Source organism: Mycobacterium sp. M26 (assembly GCF_001494595.1).
Taxonomy (GTDB): domain Bacteria; phylum Actinomycetota; class Actinomycetes; order Mycobacteriales; family Mycobacteriaceae; genus Mycobacterium.
In genome coordinates, this window is sequence record NZ_LN929908.1 from 2,252,411 (window position 1) to 2,265,835 (window position 13,425).

The following is a 13,425-nucleotide window of genomic DNA, read 5'->3' on the forward strand; positions in this document are numbered from 1 at the left end:
AGAACCCAACTTTCACGCCGATGACGGTCGTCGGGCAACTTCGGCAGGCTACTGATCAGTAGCGACGGCGGGCCGCGACCAGATCGATCGCCGACTGGAAGACCAGCGTCGCGTGCAGTTCGAAGAGTTCGACCAACCGGTCCGGATCGTCGTCGATCTCACCCACGATGAACAACCCGTCGGCCCCGGCGATCAGATAAGTCGTCAGCAGATCGACCTTGTCGTCGTCGAGTTCGGGGGCGATCTGGCGGATCAGCCGGGCGAATTGATCGAACGTACTGGCCCGGCTCTGCAGGAACTCCCGCTTCGCGCGGCGTTCGACCGGGCGGCGGTCTAGCGCCAGTTTGAGCCCCAGTCGCAGGAAGTCGGGCGCCTCCTGCAGCGCCTTGGCCACCTGGGTGCCGATCTGGCCGGCCCAGCGGGCGGCATCGGCGCCCTCGGGCAGGCTCAGGGCGCCCATCCAGCGCTGGTAGCTGCGTTCGATCACCGCGGCGATCAGGTCGTCCTTGTCGGTGAAATGCCAGTAGATCGAGGTCGGAGGCAGGCCGCTGGCCTTGCTCACCGCCGAGATGGTGGTCCCGTCGTAGCCGCGCTCGGTGGCGACCTCGGTGGCCGCATCCAGGATGCGTTCGCGGGACCGGTCGCCGTTGGCCCGGGTGCGCCGAGCCGGGCGCGCGGGCGTCGATCGTGATTCCTCGGACATGGCCTGCCGATCCTCGCATGGTTGACCGGGCAACAACACGACCTTAGTGTACGTATCGCTACATCAACAATGGAAGGGGCGCGACCGCGTGACACCTACTCCCGAAGGAACCAGCCGGCGGACCTTCCTGGCCATGGCCGGCGTCTCGCTGGCCGGGGCCTCACTGGCTGCGGCGGCCTGCGCACCCAAACCGGCGAGCACGCCGTCGGCGCCCAAGACCGGACTTCCGTCGGCGGCCAAGCACAACATCGTGTTCGTCTTCACCGATCAGGAGCGCTACTTCTCCGAGTGGCCGGCGGGGATGTCGCTGCCGGGCCGGGAGCGGTTGCGTACCGACGGCGTCACCTTCACCAACCACTACTGCCCGGCCGTGATGTGCACCAGTTCGCGCGCGGTGATCCTGACCGGACTGCAGACACCGGACAACGGGATGTTCGAGAACGTCGACATGCCCTACGTCAACTCGATGAGCACCGACATCCCAACAGTCGGGGACATGCTGCGCAAAGCCGGCTACTACACCGCCTACAAGGGCAAGTGGCATCTCAACAGCGCCTTCGAGACCGAGCAGCCCGACCACCTGTTCACCAAGGAGATGGATGCCTACGGCTTCTCCGACTACGTCTGGCCCGGCGACGTCCTGACCCACACCCTCGGCGGGTACCACTACGACAACATGATCGGCGGCAGCGCGGTGTCGTGGCTGCGCGACCAGGGCCGGTCGCTGGCCGACGAGAACAAGCCCTGGGCGTTGTTCGTCAGCCTGGTCAACCCGCACGACATCATGTACTTCAACACCGATGCCCCCGGACAGAACGTCCAGGACACCGGCAGGCTGCTGATGGAGGCCGCCCGGGCACCGGAGAACGAGCTCTACGCCAAGACCTGGGACACCGCGCTGCCCAAGAGCCTCGCCCAGCCGATGGACGAGCCGGGCCGGCCCGCCGCACACGGCGAATACCTCAAGGCCTGGGCCTACGCGCTGGGCGCCATCCCACCCGAGGAGGAGCGCTGGCGGCGCTTCTCCGACTTCTACCTCAACAGCATCCGCAGTGTGGACCAGCAGTTGCAGCTGCTGCTCGCCGAGCTCGACAACCTCAAGCTGACCGACAACACGATCGTGGTGTTCACCAGCGACCACGGTGAGATGGGCGGCGCACATGGCCTTCGCGGCAAGGGGCCGTTCGCCTACCAGGAGGCCATCCACCTTCCGATGCACGTCGTACACCCGGATGTGGCTGGGGGACAGGATGTCTCCTCGCTGACCGGCCACATCGACCTGGCCCCGAGCCTGCTGGCCTTCGCCGGGGTGACGGGGGGCAACGAAGGCGAGGTCGCCGGCCGGGATCTGCCGGGCCGGGATTTCAGTGCGGCACTGGGCAATCCGCGCGGTGCCAACGAGCACACGGTGCGCGACGCGCTGTTGTTCACCTACAGCGGGCTGGCCACCAACGACAGCGAGGTCATCCGGATCATCGCCGATGCCAAGGCCGCCAAGAAAGACCCCAAGCAGGCGATGGCCGAAGCCGGCTATCGGCCCGACCTGAACAAGCGGGGCAGTCTGCGCACGATGTTCGACGGGCGCTACAAGTTCACCCGCTACTTCGCGCCGACACAGCGCAACCTGCCGCGTGATCTCGATGAGCTGTACCGGTTCAACGACGTCGAGCTCTACGACCTGCAGAGCGATCCGGCCGAGATGACCAATCTGGCTGCCACCAAGGGGCAGAACGCCGAGCTGGTGCTGGCGTCCAGCGCCAAACTCGAGGCGCTGATCAAGCAGGAGATCGGGGTCGACGACGGCCGCGAGATGCCGCACTTCGACCACATCAAGTGGACGATCGACCGCCTGGATCTCTAGGTGTACTGACCACGGACGTTGGTGACGGCGTGGCGTGGTGACATGACGAAGACCTCCGAGTGAAGTGCGAGCTGTCTAGGAACGCACCAACTCACCTCGGAGGTCTTCGTGTCCCACCGTAATGCCCCTTTGTCGGAAACTGGGCGTCTGCGTCTGGCCCGCTGCGTCGTCGAGGACGGCTGGCCGCTTCGGCGAGCGGCTGAACGATTCCAGGTGGCGGTGACCACCGCGTCGCGGTGGGCTGGCCGCTACCGCGCACTGGGTGAAGCTGGCATGGCTGATCGCAGTTCACGTCCGCATCACAGCCCCCACCAGACTCCTACTCGTACCGAGCGCCGCATCATCAAGGTGCGGGTTATCCGCCGGTGGGGGCCGGCGCGGATCGGCTATCTGCTCGGAATCCATCCGTCTACCGTGCACCGAGTACTGACCCGCTACGGCCTGGCCAAGCTGAGCTGGCTGGATCGGCCCACCGGCCGGGTGATCCGGCGCATGGAACCGGCCCGCTGCGGGGACCTGGTGCACATCGACGTCAAGAAGCTTGGCAAGATCCCCGCCGGCGGAGGATGGCGCATGGTCGGCCGATCAATGGGCCACCGCAACTCCCAAGCCGACAAGACCGGTCTGACCAACAACCACCGCAACCCAGTGCGCGGATACCACTTTCTGCACACCGCTTTGGATGGACATTCCCGATTGGCCTACAGCGAGATCCTGGCTGACGAACGCAAAGAGACCGCCGCCGGGTTTTGGCGGCGCGCCAACAGCTGGTTCTCCCACCACGGGATCACCGTGCGAAAAGTCCTCACCGACAACGGTTCCTGCTACCGTTCCCACGCTTTCCATGACGCACTCGGTGACATCGAGCACCGTCGCACACGCCCCTATCGACCGCAGACCAACGGCAAAGTCGAAAGATTTCACCGCACTCTGGCCGACGAATGGGCTTACGTCAGGCTCTATCGCACAGACGCCGAACGCTGCTCGGAGTTCGCCATCTGGCTGCACACCTACAATCACCACCGCGGCCACACCGCACTCGGAGGACAACCCCCCGCCAGCCGCGTACCTAACCTCTCGGGTCAGTACATCTAGGACAGCGCGGGCAGGACCCGATCGGTCAACAGCTGCACGGACTTGCAGGCCTCCTCGACCGGCATCCCGCCGACCAGGGGATGCAGTGTGATCGGCCCGAAATCGACGGCGGACCGGTGCTCCTCGATCAGTTGTTCGGGAGTCAGGAAGCGGTAGCGCCCCGAGGCCCTGACCTCCTCGATGGTCTGCACGCCGGGCAGGTGCATCAGGGACCGGGTCTCGGTGGACCACTGGCCGTAGGTGACGGCCTCCCAGAGGATGTGCTCGCCGAGTTCGGCCCACGCCCGCTCGGGGTCCTCGTGCAGATAGATCATGCCGCGGTTGACCTCGGCGGGCATGATCACGAACGGCCGCTGCCCGGCCTCGGCACACAGCTCGGCGTAGTACGCCGCCAGGTCGGGCCGGTGATCGGGCAGGCTCAGCGGCAGGCCGAAGCGCACCGCGCGGCGCACGGTGGCACGCACCCCACCCCCGACATACAACGGCGGGTGCGGGCGCGACCAGGTGCCCGACACCACCCCGGTGTCGCCGGACCAGGCCGCGAGCATGGTCTGCAGCGCAGTGTCCATCAGTTCGCCGCGCCGCGCGAAATCGACGCCCAGAGTGGTGTACTCGGCTTCCCGGTAGCCCAGTCCGACGGTGGTGTGTAGCCGGCCGCGGCTCATCCCGTCCACCAGGGCGATGTCCTCGGCCATCCGGACCGGGTTCCACAGCGGCCCCAGCGCGCAGTCGATGCTGGCGATGATGGAGCGGGTACGGGCCAGCAGCATCCCGGCCACCATCACCGGGTTGCAACTCCAGCCGTGCCCGGTGACGTGGTGCTCGTCGACGCTGACGGCGGCCACGCCGCGGGTATCGACATACTGCGCCATTTCCAGTGCTGCCGAGAGCAGTTCGCCCTGGACCTTCGGATCGCCGCCGGGGGAGGCGAAGTTGAACCGGAGAACCGCGAACGCCATCCCCGCACTGTATGGGTTCCGGTCACGGTTTGGCAGAGGAGTCCCGTTGCGGCGCCGCGATGTCGGTGCGACTGGCTACGGTGTCGGCGTGCGCCAGGACTCCAGCATGAACACCGGCCTGCAGTGGCTGGGCCTGTGGCTGGCGGCAACCGGACTACTGGCCCTGGCCGGCCTGCTCAACCGCGGTGCGTGGGTGCTGGCGGCCATCACCGCGGTGATCGCGCTGGTCAGCACGTGGCGGGCGATGCTGGCCTATCTCGATGACCGGCAGGACCGACGGCTCGACGCCCTGTATCGGGCCTCCGGGCAGGCCGCCGTCGACGAGATGACCGGGGTGGAGTTCGAGCATTACGTCGCCGCGGTCCTGCGCGGCCGCGGCTATACCGTCGAAATGACCAAGGCGACAGGCGATTTCGGGGTCGACCTGATCGCCACCCGGGATGACGTGCGCACTGCGGTGCAGTGCAAACGCCAGGGCCGGGTGGTCAACGGTGCCGCCATCCAGCAGGTCGTCGCCGGTGCGGCCGTCTACGAGTGCCAGACCACGATGGTGGTGACCAACCATCGCTACACCGCAGCCGCCCAGCAGTTGGCCGAGGTCCACGGTTGCACGCTGGTGGATCGGACCCGCCTGGCGCGGTTGGCCCGCAGCCCGCGTCAGCCGACGAAGCGGTCGCGGTAGCCCTTCAGCCGGGCAGCCACCTCGTCGGTATCCAGTCCGACGTCGGCCAGGTCGTAGATCACCTCGCCGTAGCGGCCCCGCGGATGCTCGGCGATGAAGGTGTCCATCGCGGCGTGGACCTCGTCGTCGTAGGGTTGCCCGGCCAGCTCGTAGATCGCTGCCAGGGTGCCCTGCTCGTCGGCCATGAAGTCACTGAACCGGACGTCGATCGACTGGTCGGCGGGCAGCACGTCGCGGTCGCGCAGGCAGCCGTCGAACAGGTCACCGGCTCGGCCGAGCCAGTACCGCCCAACCCGGTGCGGGTCGGGCGCGGCGGTGGCCATCCGCGACGAGTACGCGATCATGGTGGCCATCGACCGGGTCACCTCCACCGGATCGCGATGTGTCACAACGAATGTCGCATCCGGGAACGTGGCGTACAGGGTGGCGAACTGTTCGAGGTGCTGTGGCGACTTGAGCACCCAGCGGGTACCGCCGCGCAGGAACTGCATGGCCTGCAGACTGCGCTTGAGGTAGGCGTAGGACGGTCCCTGGTCGTGCGACTTGTAGTACTCGGCGAATGTCGGGATGTAGTAGGTGGTTTCGAACAGCATTGTCGAGATGTCGTTGGCGAGGATCTGGATTTCCTCGTGCGCGTGGTCCACGGTCATGTCGTGCATCCGCTTGAACTCGGGCATCGAGGTGTTGACCAGTTCCAGCCCGGCGCTACATCGGTCGCGGCGGGCCTGCTCATCGTCACCGGGCGCCGGGAAGGGTTCCAGACTCTCCCAGTACGGCAGATACCGCAGGTTCGGGTCGGCGGCCATCAGGTTGTGCAGGTGGGTGGTGCCGGTGCGGGGCAGCCCGCAGATGATGATCGGCCGGGCGATCTCGACATCCTCGATCTCCGGATGAGCCGTGATCAGAGCTTCCAGTCGGAGCCGGTTCACCAGATTGCCGACCAGCTGCTCGAAGACCACCGCCACACCGACATCGGAGAGGCCGGCCTCCTCGCGCAGGGCCGCACACAGCACCTCCAGGCGCTCCCGGAACGCCGGATCGCCGAAGTCGTCGAGTCCGGTGCGTTCGGCGGCGGCCGCCAGCATCGCCTCCGGCGTCAACTCCAGGATCGTGCCGTACCCGGCCAGCGCCTCGCGCATCGGCCACGCCGCTTCGGGATACACCGGATCGGCCAGGTCGGTGAACCGGATGGGCGCCGGTCGCGTCACCCCGGCGGTCATGCGCTGACCTCGGCCACGTCGACCACCCGGCAGACCGGGCGTTTCGGGGTTTCCGATGGCAGGAACCAGCGCAGCCAGATCAGCCCCTTGCGGCGCCCGGCCGTCGAGACCCAGTTGGGGTGGCCCGGGTCGGTATCGCTGACCACGATGCGCCACGATCCGTCCGGCTCGTAGGTGACGTGTGCGCCGTTGATGGTGACCCGTTCGTAGGTGTAGTCGTAGGTGTGCAGCCAGGGGTTCCACAGGCACAGGTTCCAGAACACGCACTCCGGTGAGGTGCCCTCGATGATCAGCGCCTGGTTGGGGCCCAGCTCGTAGGCGCCCATCGCGTAGGCCGCATCGCCCGCGGCCCACCCGAAGGTCTGCTGTGGGACCGGATACGGTTCGGCGATCTCGTTGGGCGGTTCGACCTTGGTGGGGATGAACGAAACCTGGTCGGTCAACCAGGTTTTCGCCGACCGTAGCCGGCGGATCAGGTCGGTGCGGGTCTCGACCAGGCGGGCCGGCGGGTCGATCGCCTCGATCGTCCACTGCACCCGCCGATCGGTCTCCGGGTTCTCCAGATAGTCCCGGGTGAGTGCGACGACGGCATCGGGCTCCAGTTTGAGCCAGGCGCCGGGTTGTGGGTCGGGGCTGATCATGAATTCGAAGTTGCCGTCCTCGTCGAACTCCAGGGAGCGGTCGTTCATGGTGCCGACGATGCGGTTGCTGTAGTGCCCGTCATCAGGGCCGCCGTAGACGGTGATCGACAGGTACACCGAGTCGCCACGGTTACCGGTGACCCGGTAGGTGCGGTTCGGGTCGATCGGGGCCAGTTGGTAGAACGCGTCGGAGTTGTCCCCGCCCCACCGCTGATAGGGGCCGATGACGTCGACGAAGCGCGGGTTGTCCTTGTCGCCCCACACGTAGGCGTCCACCGCCACCCGTAACAGGCTGAACGTCAGACGGTAACCATCGATGACGTCCGGCTCGTCCAGTGGGGGATCGGCGCCCAGGATCTTGCTCTCGATCGCCGCCACCTCGTCGAGCAGGTCGCGGAAGGCCGTCGAAAGTTCCTGTCCCACAGCATCTGTCGTCATCGTGCGTCCTTGTCCTCTCGGTGTGCCTGTACGCCTCGCAGTACCAGCGAGCAGAGTGTGTCGGCGAGGTGCTCGGGGCTGCCTCGTCCGTCGACCAGCGTCGAATAGAAGGCCGTGCCGACGACGGTGTTGAACAGCGTGTCGGTGTCGACATCGGGGCGGACCACGCCCTGTTCGGCACCGGCGCGAACCAGCGCGGCCAGTTCACCGCGGATCATGTCGTCGAGCAGTCGCTGGGTGCGGATGTGCAGTTCGGGGTCCCGGTGCCAGTCGGCGAGGATGCCTATCGTGGCGGCTTCGACGACGGGCTGTCGCCAGAACGCGACGGTGCGGCGGACGAACTCGCGCAGGTCGGTGTCGAAGTCGCCGGTTCGCGACACCAGATCAGGGTCGGCAGCCGTACCGAAGGCCGCTTCGAAGACCACATGCGCTTTCGAGGGCCAGCGGCGGTAGATCGTGGGTCTGCTGACCCCGGCCGCGCGGGCGATCGATTCCATCGACACCTGGTCGTAGCCGACCTCGGTGAGCAGCCGGCGGGTGGCGGCCATGATCGCCGCATCGGTCCGGGGGTCGCGGGGACGCCCCCGTACCGGCTCCGATGCCGGCTCCGGGGCCGGTCTGTCGGCCGCGGTAGCGCTCACGGCGATTTATGTTCCAGCGTGTCACGTAAATTGTCAAGGGTGTCCGGCGGTCGGCGATGACGCATTTCTGACCGTTGGCCCGAGGCCGTGGCGAGGGTGTAAACCCGCCCATACCGTGATCTCCAGAACCGTCGCACCCGTGACACCAGCGTGAGCCCGTCACGCCCACATCCACGACGGCCGGGAGGTCTACATGAAGAGTCCGTTGCACCGAGTGCTCCGATCGGCGGCCCTGATGCTGGCTGCCACCGCACTGGCATTCAGCGTCACCGCACCGCCTGCCGCGCTGGCCGACAATCAACTGGACTTCACCGGGACGACGCTCAGTGGCGCGCCGTTCAATGGGTCGAGCCTGCAGGGTAAGCCTGCCGTGCTGTGGTTCTGGACGCCGTGGTGCCCGTTCTGCAACGCAGAGGCTCCCAACGTCAGCGCCGTCGCCGCGGCCAATCCGAAGGTCACCTTCGTCGGGGTGGCCGCCCGCTCCGACGTCGGGCAGATGGAGAACTTCGTCTCGAAGTACAACCTGAACTTCACCAACCTCAACGACGCCGACGGCTCGATCTGGGCCCGCTTCAACGTGCCGTGGCAGCCCGCCTACGTCTTCCTGCGTCCGGACGGCACGTCGACCTTCGTCAACAACCCCACCTCGGCGATGTCGCAGCAGGAACTCAGCGACCGGGTGCGCGCGCTGGCATCCTGACCCGCCGTGGACCCCAATCTGGTCGGCCTGGCGTTCGCCGCCGGACTGGTGGCCGCGCTCAACCCGTGCGGATTCGCCATGCTCCCGGCGTATCTGGCGCTCGTGGTCAACGGCGATGACGCCGGACGCCTGACCGCGGTGGGCCGGGCGCTATTCGCCACCCTGGCGATGGCGTTGGGCTTCCTGGCGGTGTTCGCCACGTTCGGTCTGCTGACGGTGTCGGTGGCTTCGACCGTCCAGCGGTACGCGCCCTACCTCACCGTCGTCGTCGGGACTTTTCTTGTCGCCCTTGGTCTTTGGCTGGTGTCGGGGCGCGAACTGGGAATCGGGTCGGGTGCCGCTCGGCTCGGCGGCCGATGGGCGCCCACCGCGAAACTCGGGTCGATGTTCGGGTATGGGGTCGGCTACGCGATCGCCTCGCTGTCGTGCACCATCGGCCCGTTCCTGGCCGTCACCGGTGTCACGGCGCGGGGCGGCTCGCTGCTCGACGGCCTGCTGGTCTACGTGGCATACGCAGCCGGGCTGGCCCTGGTGGTCGGCGTGCTCGCCGTGGCCGTCGCGCTGGCCAACTCGGCGCTGGTCGACCGGATGCGCCGGATCCTGCCCTACGTCAACCGGATCAGCGGTGTGGTGCTCATCCTGGTCGGCCTCTACGTCGGCTACTACGGCATCTACGAGATCCGGCTGTTCAGCGCCGGCGGCAGCGCGCAGGACCCGGTGATCGACACCGCCGGCCGGGTGCAACGGGCCGTGGCCGGCTGGGTCTACGAACACGGCGGATGGCCGTGGGTGCTGGCGCTAGGGCTGCTCATCATCGCCGCCGCCGTCGTCTGGCGACGGCGACGGCGGAGCGCAGTCGGCTGACGGGCCCACGGCCTGCGGCGATGCTCAGATCCGCGGGGCGCACAGCGGGCGTCGATATACTCCGCTGCACGTCCGACACCGGCCCGGCCGACGAGGAGATGAGAGACAGATGAAGTACTCGGTGCGAACCCTGAGCTGTGCCGCCGCCGCGGTCATGGCCATCACCGGCATCCCCCTGACGATCACCACGATCCAGCCCAGCGGAGAGGCGCAGGCCGACGTGTGCGCCAGCGCCGGCCGGCGCGTGACCGTCAGCGGCTGCGCGAACCTGGCCGACGTGGTGGCGCCGTACGTGCCGCCACCGGCCTACTACGCGCCCATGCCCGAGGACTACCCGCCGCCGCCTCCGCCACCCCCGCCCGCCGTCAACGGCTGCGTCGGCTGGAACGGCCGGTGGGTCAGCGCGAACGCCTGCAACTAGCCCACCATGACGAAACCCCGCGGACTCCAGGTCCGCGGGGTTTCGCCGTTTAGCAGAGATCAGGCCAGATCGAAGCGATCGCTGTCCATGACCTTGGCCCACGCCGCGACGAAGTCCTTGACGAACTTCTCCTTGGCGTCGTCCTCGGCATACACCTCGGCCAGCGCCCGCAGCTGCGAGTTCGAGCCGAACAGGAGGTCGACCCGGCTGGCGGTGTACTTGGTCGCACCACTGGCGCGGTCGGTGCCGATGTAGGTGCCGTCGTCCGCGGGCGACGGCGCCCACTTGGTGCTCATGTCGAGCAGGTTCACGAAGAAGTCGGTGCTCAGCACACCCGGCTTGTCCGTGAACACACCGTGCTTGGTGCCACCGAAGTTGGTACCCAGCACCCTCAGACCGCCGACCAGAACGGTCAGCTCCGGACCCGACAGGCCGAGCAGGTTCGCCCGGTCGATGAGGTGGTACTCGGCAGGCAGGTTCAGGCCCTTGCCGGCGTAGTTGCGGAAACCGTCGGCCTTCGGCTCCAGGTACGCGAACGACTCGACATCGGTCTGGTCCTGGGTGGCGTCACCACGACCCGAGGTGAACGGCACCTCGATGTCGAAGCCCGCCGCCGCGGCGGCCTTCTCCACACCCACATTGCCGGCCAGCACGACCAGGTCGGCGAAGGACACTCCGAAGCCCGCCGAGGACTGGATGCCCTCCAGGGCCCGGATCACCTGGGCCAGCTCGTCGGGCTCGTTGACCTCCCAGCCGAGCTGCGGCTGCAGCCGGATGCGGCCGCCGTTGGCGCCGCCGCGCATATCGCTGTTGCGATACGACGACGCCGCCTTCCATGCGGTCGAGACCAGCTGGGGCACCGTCAGACCCGAGTCGGCGATCGTCGACTTGAGTGCTGCGACCTGATCGGCCGACAGGGGAGTGCCCGCCGGGACGAGGTCCTGCCACAGCCAGGTCTGCTGCGGGGCCTCCGGTCCGAGGTAACGGACCACCGGACCCATGTCGCGGTGCAGCAGCTTGAACCACGCCTTGGCGAACTCTTCGGCGAGCTCCTCGGGGTGATCCAGCCAGCGGCGGGTGATCTCGCCGTAGATGGGGTCGAACCGCATCGACAGGTCGGTGGTCAGCATCGACGGGTGGGTCTTGCCGTCGCCCTGCGCCATCGGCACCGAGTTGGCCCAGCCGTCGTTCTTGGGCTTCCACTGATTGGCACCGGCCGGGCTCTTGGTGAGCTCCCATTCGTTGCCGTAGAGGATCTCCAGGAAGCTGTTGTCCCACTTGGTCGGGGTGTGCGTCCAGATCACCTCCAGACCACTGGTGAAGGCTTCGTTGCCGACCCCGCTGTTCTGGGTGTTGCGCCAGCCCAGGCCGAGCTCCTCGAGCGGAGCGGCCTCCGGCTCGGGCCCGATCAGATCGGGGTTGCCGTTGCCGTGGGTCTTGCCGAAGGTGTGCCCGCCGACGATCAGCGCCGCGGTCTCCACATCGTTCATCGCCATCCGGCCGAAGGTCTCGCGGATGTCGACCGCCGCGAGCAGCGGATCCGGATTGGCTTCGGGGCCTTCAGGATTCACATAGATCAGGCCCATCATGGTGGCACCCAGCGGGTTCTCCAGCTTGGTGCGGTCACTGCCGGAGTAGCGCTCCTGCGAGCCGAGCCACTCGGCCTCGGCGCCCCAGTAGATGTCCTCTTCGGGCTCCCAGTAATCCGGGCGGCCGAACGCGAAGCCGGCGGTCTTGAAGCCCATGTTCTCCAGCGCCCGGTTGCCGGCGTAGACGATCAGGTCCGACCAGGACAGCTTCTTGCCGTACTTCTTCTTGACCGGCCACAGCAGCCGGCGCGCCTTGTCCAGGCTGGCGTTGTCGGGCCAGCTGTTCAGCGGGGCGAAGCGCTGCATACCCTTGCCGCCACCACCGCGGCCGTCCTGCACGCGGTAGGTGCCCGCGGCGTGCCAGGCCATCCGGATGAAGAACGGACCGTAGTGGCCGAAGTCGGCGGGCCACCAGTCCTGCGAGTCGGTCATGATGGCGTCGACGTCGCGAGCGAGCTGATCGAAGTCGAGCGAGAGGACCTCGGAGCGGTAGTCGTAACCGGGATCCATCGGGTTGATGACGTCGGGATCCTTCTGCAGGATCTTCAGGTTGACGGCATTCGGCCACCAGTCCCGATTGCTGCCGCCCTCGACCGGCGGCTTGATACGCATGGGGCAGCCGCCGTTTTCGGCGGGTTCGGTCTGCGCCTCACCAATGGGTGGGGTTTCCTCAGCCACGTTCATTCCTTTCGGGTGTGGGTGTTGGTGAATCTCAGCGGAATCACGGATGCGATCCCGAAGTTCGGGTGGAGCAATCGGGGCACAGCCCCCAGTAGATGACCTCGGCCTCGTCGATGGCGAAGCCGTGATCGTCCGCGGCCGTCAGACACGGGGCCTCGCCGACAGCGCAGTCGACGTCGCCGATGACCCCGCACTGACGGCAGACGATGTGGTGATGGTTGTCGCCGACCCGGGACTCGTAGCGGGCCACCAGTCCGGATGGCTGGATCCGGCGGACCAGGCGGGCCGTGGTGAGTGCATGCAGCACGTCGTAAACGGCCTGCCGGGATACGTCGGGCAGACCGGCACGGACGACACCGAAGATGGTCTCGGTGTCGGCGTGCGGGTTGGCCTGCACTGCTTCCAGCACCGCCACCCGCGGCCGGGTCACGCGCAGATCAGCTGACCGCAGCTGATCCGCGAAATCCGACATCGAGCTCACGCCCGAAATACTTCCACCGTTTTCTGGACTGAGTCAAGACTAAGTTGGCGGCGTGTCGGACGAAACGCGCTCAGGCTCCCGGCTTGGTATCGGTGTCGTTGGGCACCGTCGGGGTCAGCGGCGGCAGCGGCTTGGGACTGAAGTTGTTCGGACCGCCCGTCACCGACTTCTGGGTGGGGGTGGCCGACGGGCTGGTGGTGGCCGGTGCGGGCTTGTCCTCGGCCTTGGCGCACCCGGCCAGAACACCGACCGCGGCCAGCGCTGCGGCCAGTGCCACCGCGCTGCGGCGCGGGTTCGAACGGGTCATCGGCTGTTCCTCCCGCGATGTGGGCCGGTGGCCCCCGAAGCTACCCGCCGGCGGGGGACCGAACAGGAGTTTGCCGCATAAGTGTGGTGGTGTCGCGCCGACGAGCCGGTATCCGCCTGTCTGAAGCCGGACGCAGGCCGCT

The 13,425-nt window shown here is 67.3% G+C and carries 14 protein-coding genes; 6 read left to right on the forward strand and 8 right to left on the reverse strand.

Annotated features, from left to right (window positions below; genetic code table 11):
- Positions 1-55: 55 nt before the first annotated feature.
- Complete coding sequence (locus BN3385_RS20075) at positions 56-703, reverse strand: TetR/AcrR family transcriptional regulator (RefSeq protein ID WP_059019352.1); 648 nt, start codon at positions 701-703, stop codon at positions 56-58.
- A gap of 88 nt (positions 704-791) precedes the next feature.
- Here BN3385_RS20075 and BN3385_RS20080 point away from each other — a divergent pair, with 88 nt between their 5' ends.
- Positions 792-2,564: a sulfatase family protein gene (locus BN3385_RS20080; RefSeq protein WP_231748779.1), complete on the forward strand. Its 1,773-nt coding sequence runs from the start codon at positions 792-794 to the stop codon at positions 2,562-2,564.
- Positions 2,565-2,672: 108 nt separating this feature from the next.
- Entirely contained in the window at positions 2,673-3,659 is a 987-nt protein-coding gene (locus BN3385_RS20085; protein ID WP_059015898.1) for an IS481 family transposase, read from the forward strand.
- Here BN3385_RS20085 and BN3385_RS20090 read toward each other — a convergent pair.
- Complete coding sequence (locus BN3385_RS20090) at positions 3,656-4,618, reverse strand: LLM class flavin-dependent oxidoreductase (RefSeq protein WP_059019357.1); 963 nt, start codon at positions 4,616-4,618, stop codon at positions 3,656-3,658. The genes BN3385_RS20085 and BN3385_RS20090 overlap by 4 nt on opposite strands.
- Before the next feature lie 88 nt (positions 4,619-4,706).
- Here BN3385_RS20090 and BN3385_RS20095 point away from each other — a divergent pair, with 88 nt between their 5' ends.
- A complete protein-coding gene (locus BN3385_RS20095; RefSeq protein WP_156432822.1) occupies positions 4,707-5,300 on the forward strand; it encodes a restriction endonuclease in 594 nt (197 codons plus the stop codon).
- On the opposite strand, the gene BN3385_RS20100 is transcribed toward BN3385_RS20095, so the two are convergent.
- Genes BN3385_RS20100 through BN3385_RS20110 form a run of 3 tightly spaced genes read right to left on the reverse strand, consistent with a single transcriptional unit; the run spans position 5,276 to position 8,240 of the window.
- Complete coding sequence (locus BN3385_RS20100; protein ID WP_059019361.1) at positions 5,276-6,520, reverse strand: sulfotransferase family protein; 1,245 nt, start codon at positions 6,518-6,520, stop codon at positions 5,276-5,278. The two genes, BN3385_RS20095 and BN3385_RS20100, sit on opposite strands and share 25 nt — an antisense overlap.
- A complete protein-coding gene (locus BN3385_RS20105; RefSeq protein WP_059019363.1) occupies positions 6,517-7,599 on the reverse strand; it encodes a DUF1214 domain-containing protein in 1,083 nt (360 codons plus the stop codon). Before BN3385_RS20105 ends, BN3385_RS20100 begins: the two co-directional genes overlap by 4 nt.
- Positions 7,596-8,240 (reverse strand): TetR/AcrR family transcriptional regulator, encoded by a 645-nt coding sequence (locus tag BN3385_RS20110; RefSeq protein WP_059019365.1) that lies wholly within the window; start codon positions 8,238-8,240, stop codon positions 7,596-7,598. Before BN3385_RS20110 ends, BN3385_RS20105 begins: the two co-directional genes overlap by 4 nt.
- 235 nt (positions 8,241-8,475) lie before the next feature.
- Between BN3385_RS20110 and BN3385_RS20115 the strand changes: the two genes are divergently transcribed.
- From BN3385_RS20115 to BN3385_RS20125, 3 genes are all read left to right on the forward strand, one after another.
- On the forward strand, positions 8,476-8,940 hold the full coding sequence (locus BN3385_RS20115; RefSeq protein ID WP_502688106.1) for a protein disulfide oxidoreductase: 465 nt from the start codon (positions 8,476-8,478) through the stop codon (positions 8,938-8,940).
- 6 nt (positions 8,941-8,946) lie between these two features.
- Positions 8,947-9,804 (forward strand): cytochrome c biogenesis CcdA family protein, encoded by an 858-nt coding sequence (locus tag BN3385_RS20120; RefSeq protein ID WP_059019369.1) that lies wholly within the window; start codon positions 8,947-8,949, stop codon positions 9,802-9,804.
- Positions 9,805-9,925: 121 nt separating this feature from the next.
- Entirely contained in the window at positions 9,926-10,225 is a 300-nt protein-coding gene (locus BN3385_RS20125) for a hypothetical protein (protein ID WP_502688107.1), read from the forward strand.
- A 59-nt stretch (positions 10,226-10,284) separates the two neighbouring features.
- On the opposite strand, the gene katG is transcribed toward BN3385_RS20125, so the two are convergent.
- The 3 genes from katG to BN3385_RS20140 all read right to left on the reverse strand — a co-directional run bounded on the left by katG (position 10,285) and on the right by BN3385_RS20140 (position 13,283).
- Entirely contained in the window at positions 10,285-12,492 is a 2,208-nt protein-coding gene (gene katG, locus BN3385_RS20130; RefSeq protein ID WP_059022210.1) for a catalase/peroxidase HPI, read from the reverse strand.
- A gap of 43 nt (positions 12,493-12,535) precedes the next feature.
- Positions 12,536-12,976, reverse strand: a complete 441-nt coding sequence (locus BN3385_RS20135; RefSeq protein WP_059019373.1) for a Fur family transcriptional regulator — start codon at positions 12,974-12,976, stop codon at positions 12,536-12,538.
- A 70-nt stretch (positions 12,977-13,046) separates the two neighbouring features.
- The gene (locus BN3385_RS20140) at positions 13,047-13,283 is read right to left on the reverse strand and encodes a hypothetical protein (RefSeq protein ID WP_059019375.1); all 237 of its coding nucleotides are present in this window, start codon (positions 13,281-13,283) and stop codon (positions 13,047-13,049) included.
- Positions 13,284-13,425: the final 142 nt, after the last annotated feature.

Bases quoted from the DNA above. Each gene is read 5' to 3' on its own strand.
- BN3385_RS20075 (WP_059019352.1), bottom strand. From the start codon at position 703: ATGTCCGAGGAATCACGATCGACGCCCGCGCGCCCGGCTCGGCGCACC.
- BN3385_RS20090 (WP_059019357.1), bottom strand. From the start codon at position 4,618: ATGGCGTTCGCGGTTCTCCGGTTCAACTTCGCCTCCCCCGGCGGCGAT.
- BN3385_RS20100 (WP_059019361.1), bottom strand. From the start codon at position 6,520: ATGACCGCCGGGGTGACGCGACCGGCGCCCATCCGGTTCACCGACCTG.
- BN3385_RS20105 (WP_059019363.1), bottom strand. From the start codon at position 7,599: ATGACGACAGATGCTGTGGGACAGGAACTTTCGACGGCCTTCCGCGAC.
- BN3385_RS20115 (WP_502688106.1), top strand. From the start codon at position 8,476: ATGCTGGCTGCCACCGCACTGGCATTCAGCGTCACCGCACCGCCTGCC.
- BN3385_RS20140 (WP_059019375.1), bottom strand. From the start codon at position 13,283: ATGACCCGTTCGAACCCGCGCCGCAGCGCGGTGGCACTGGCCGCAGCG.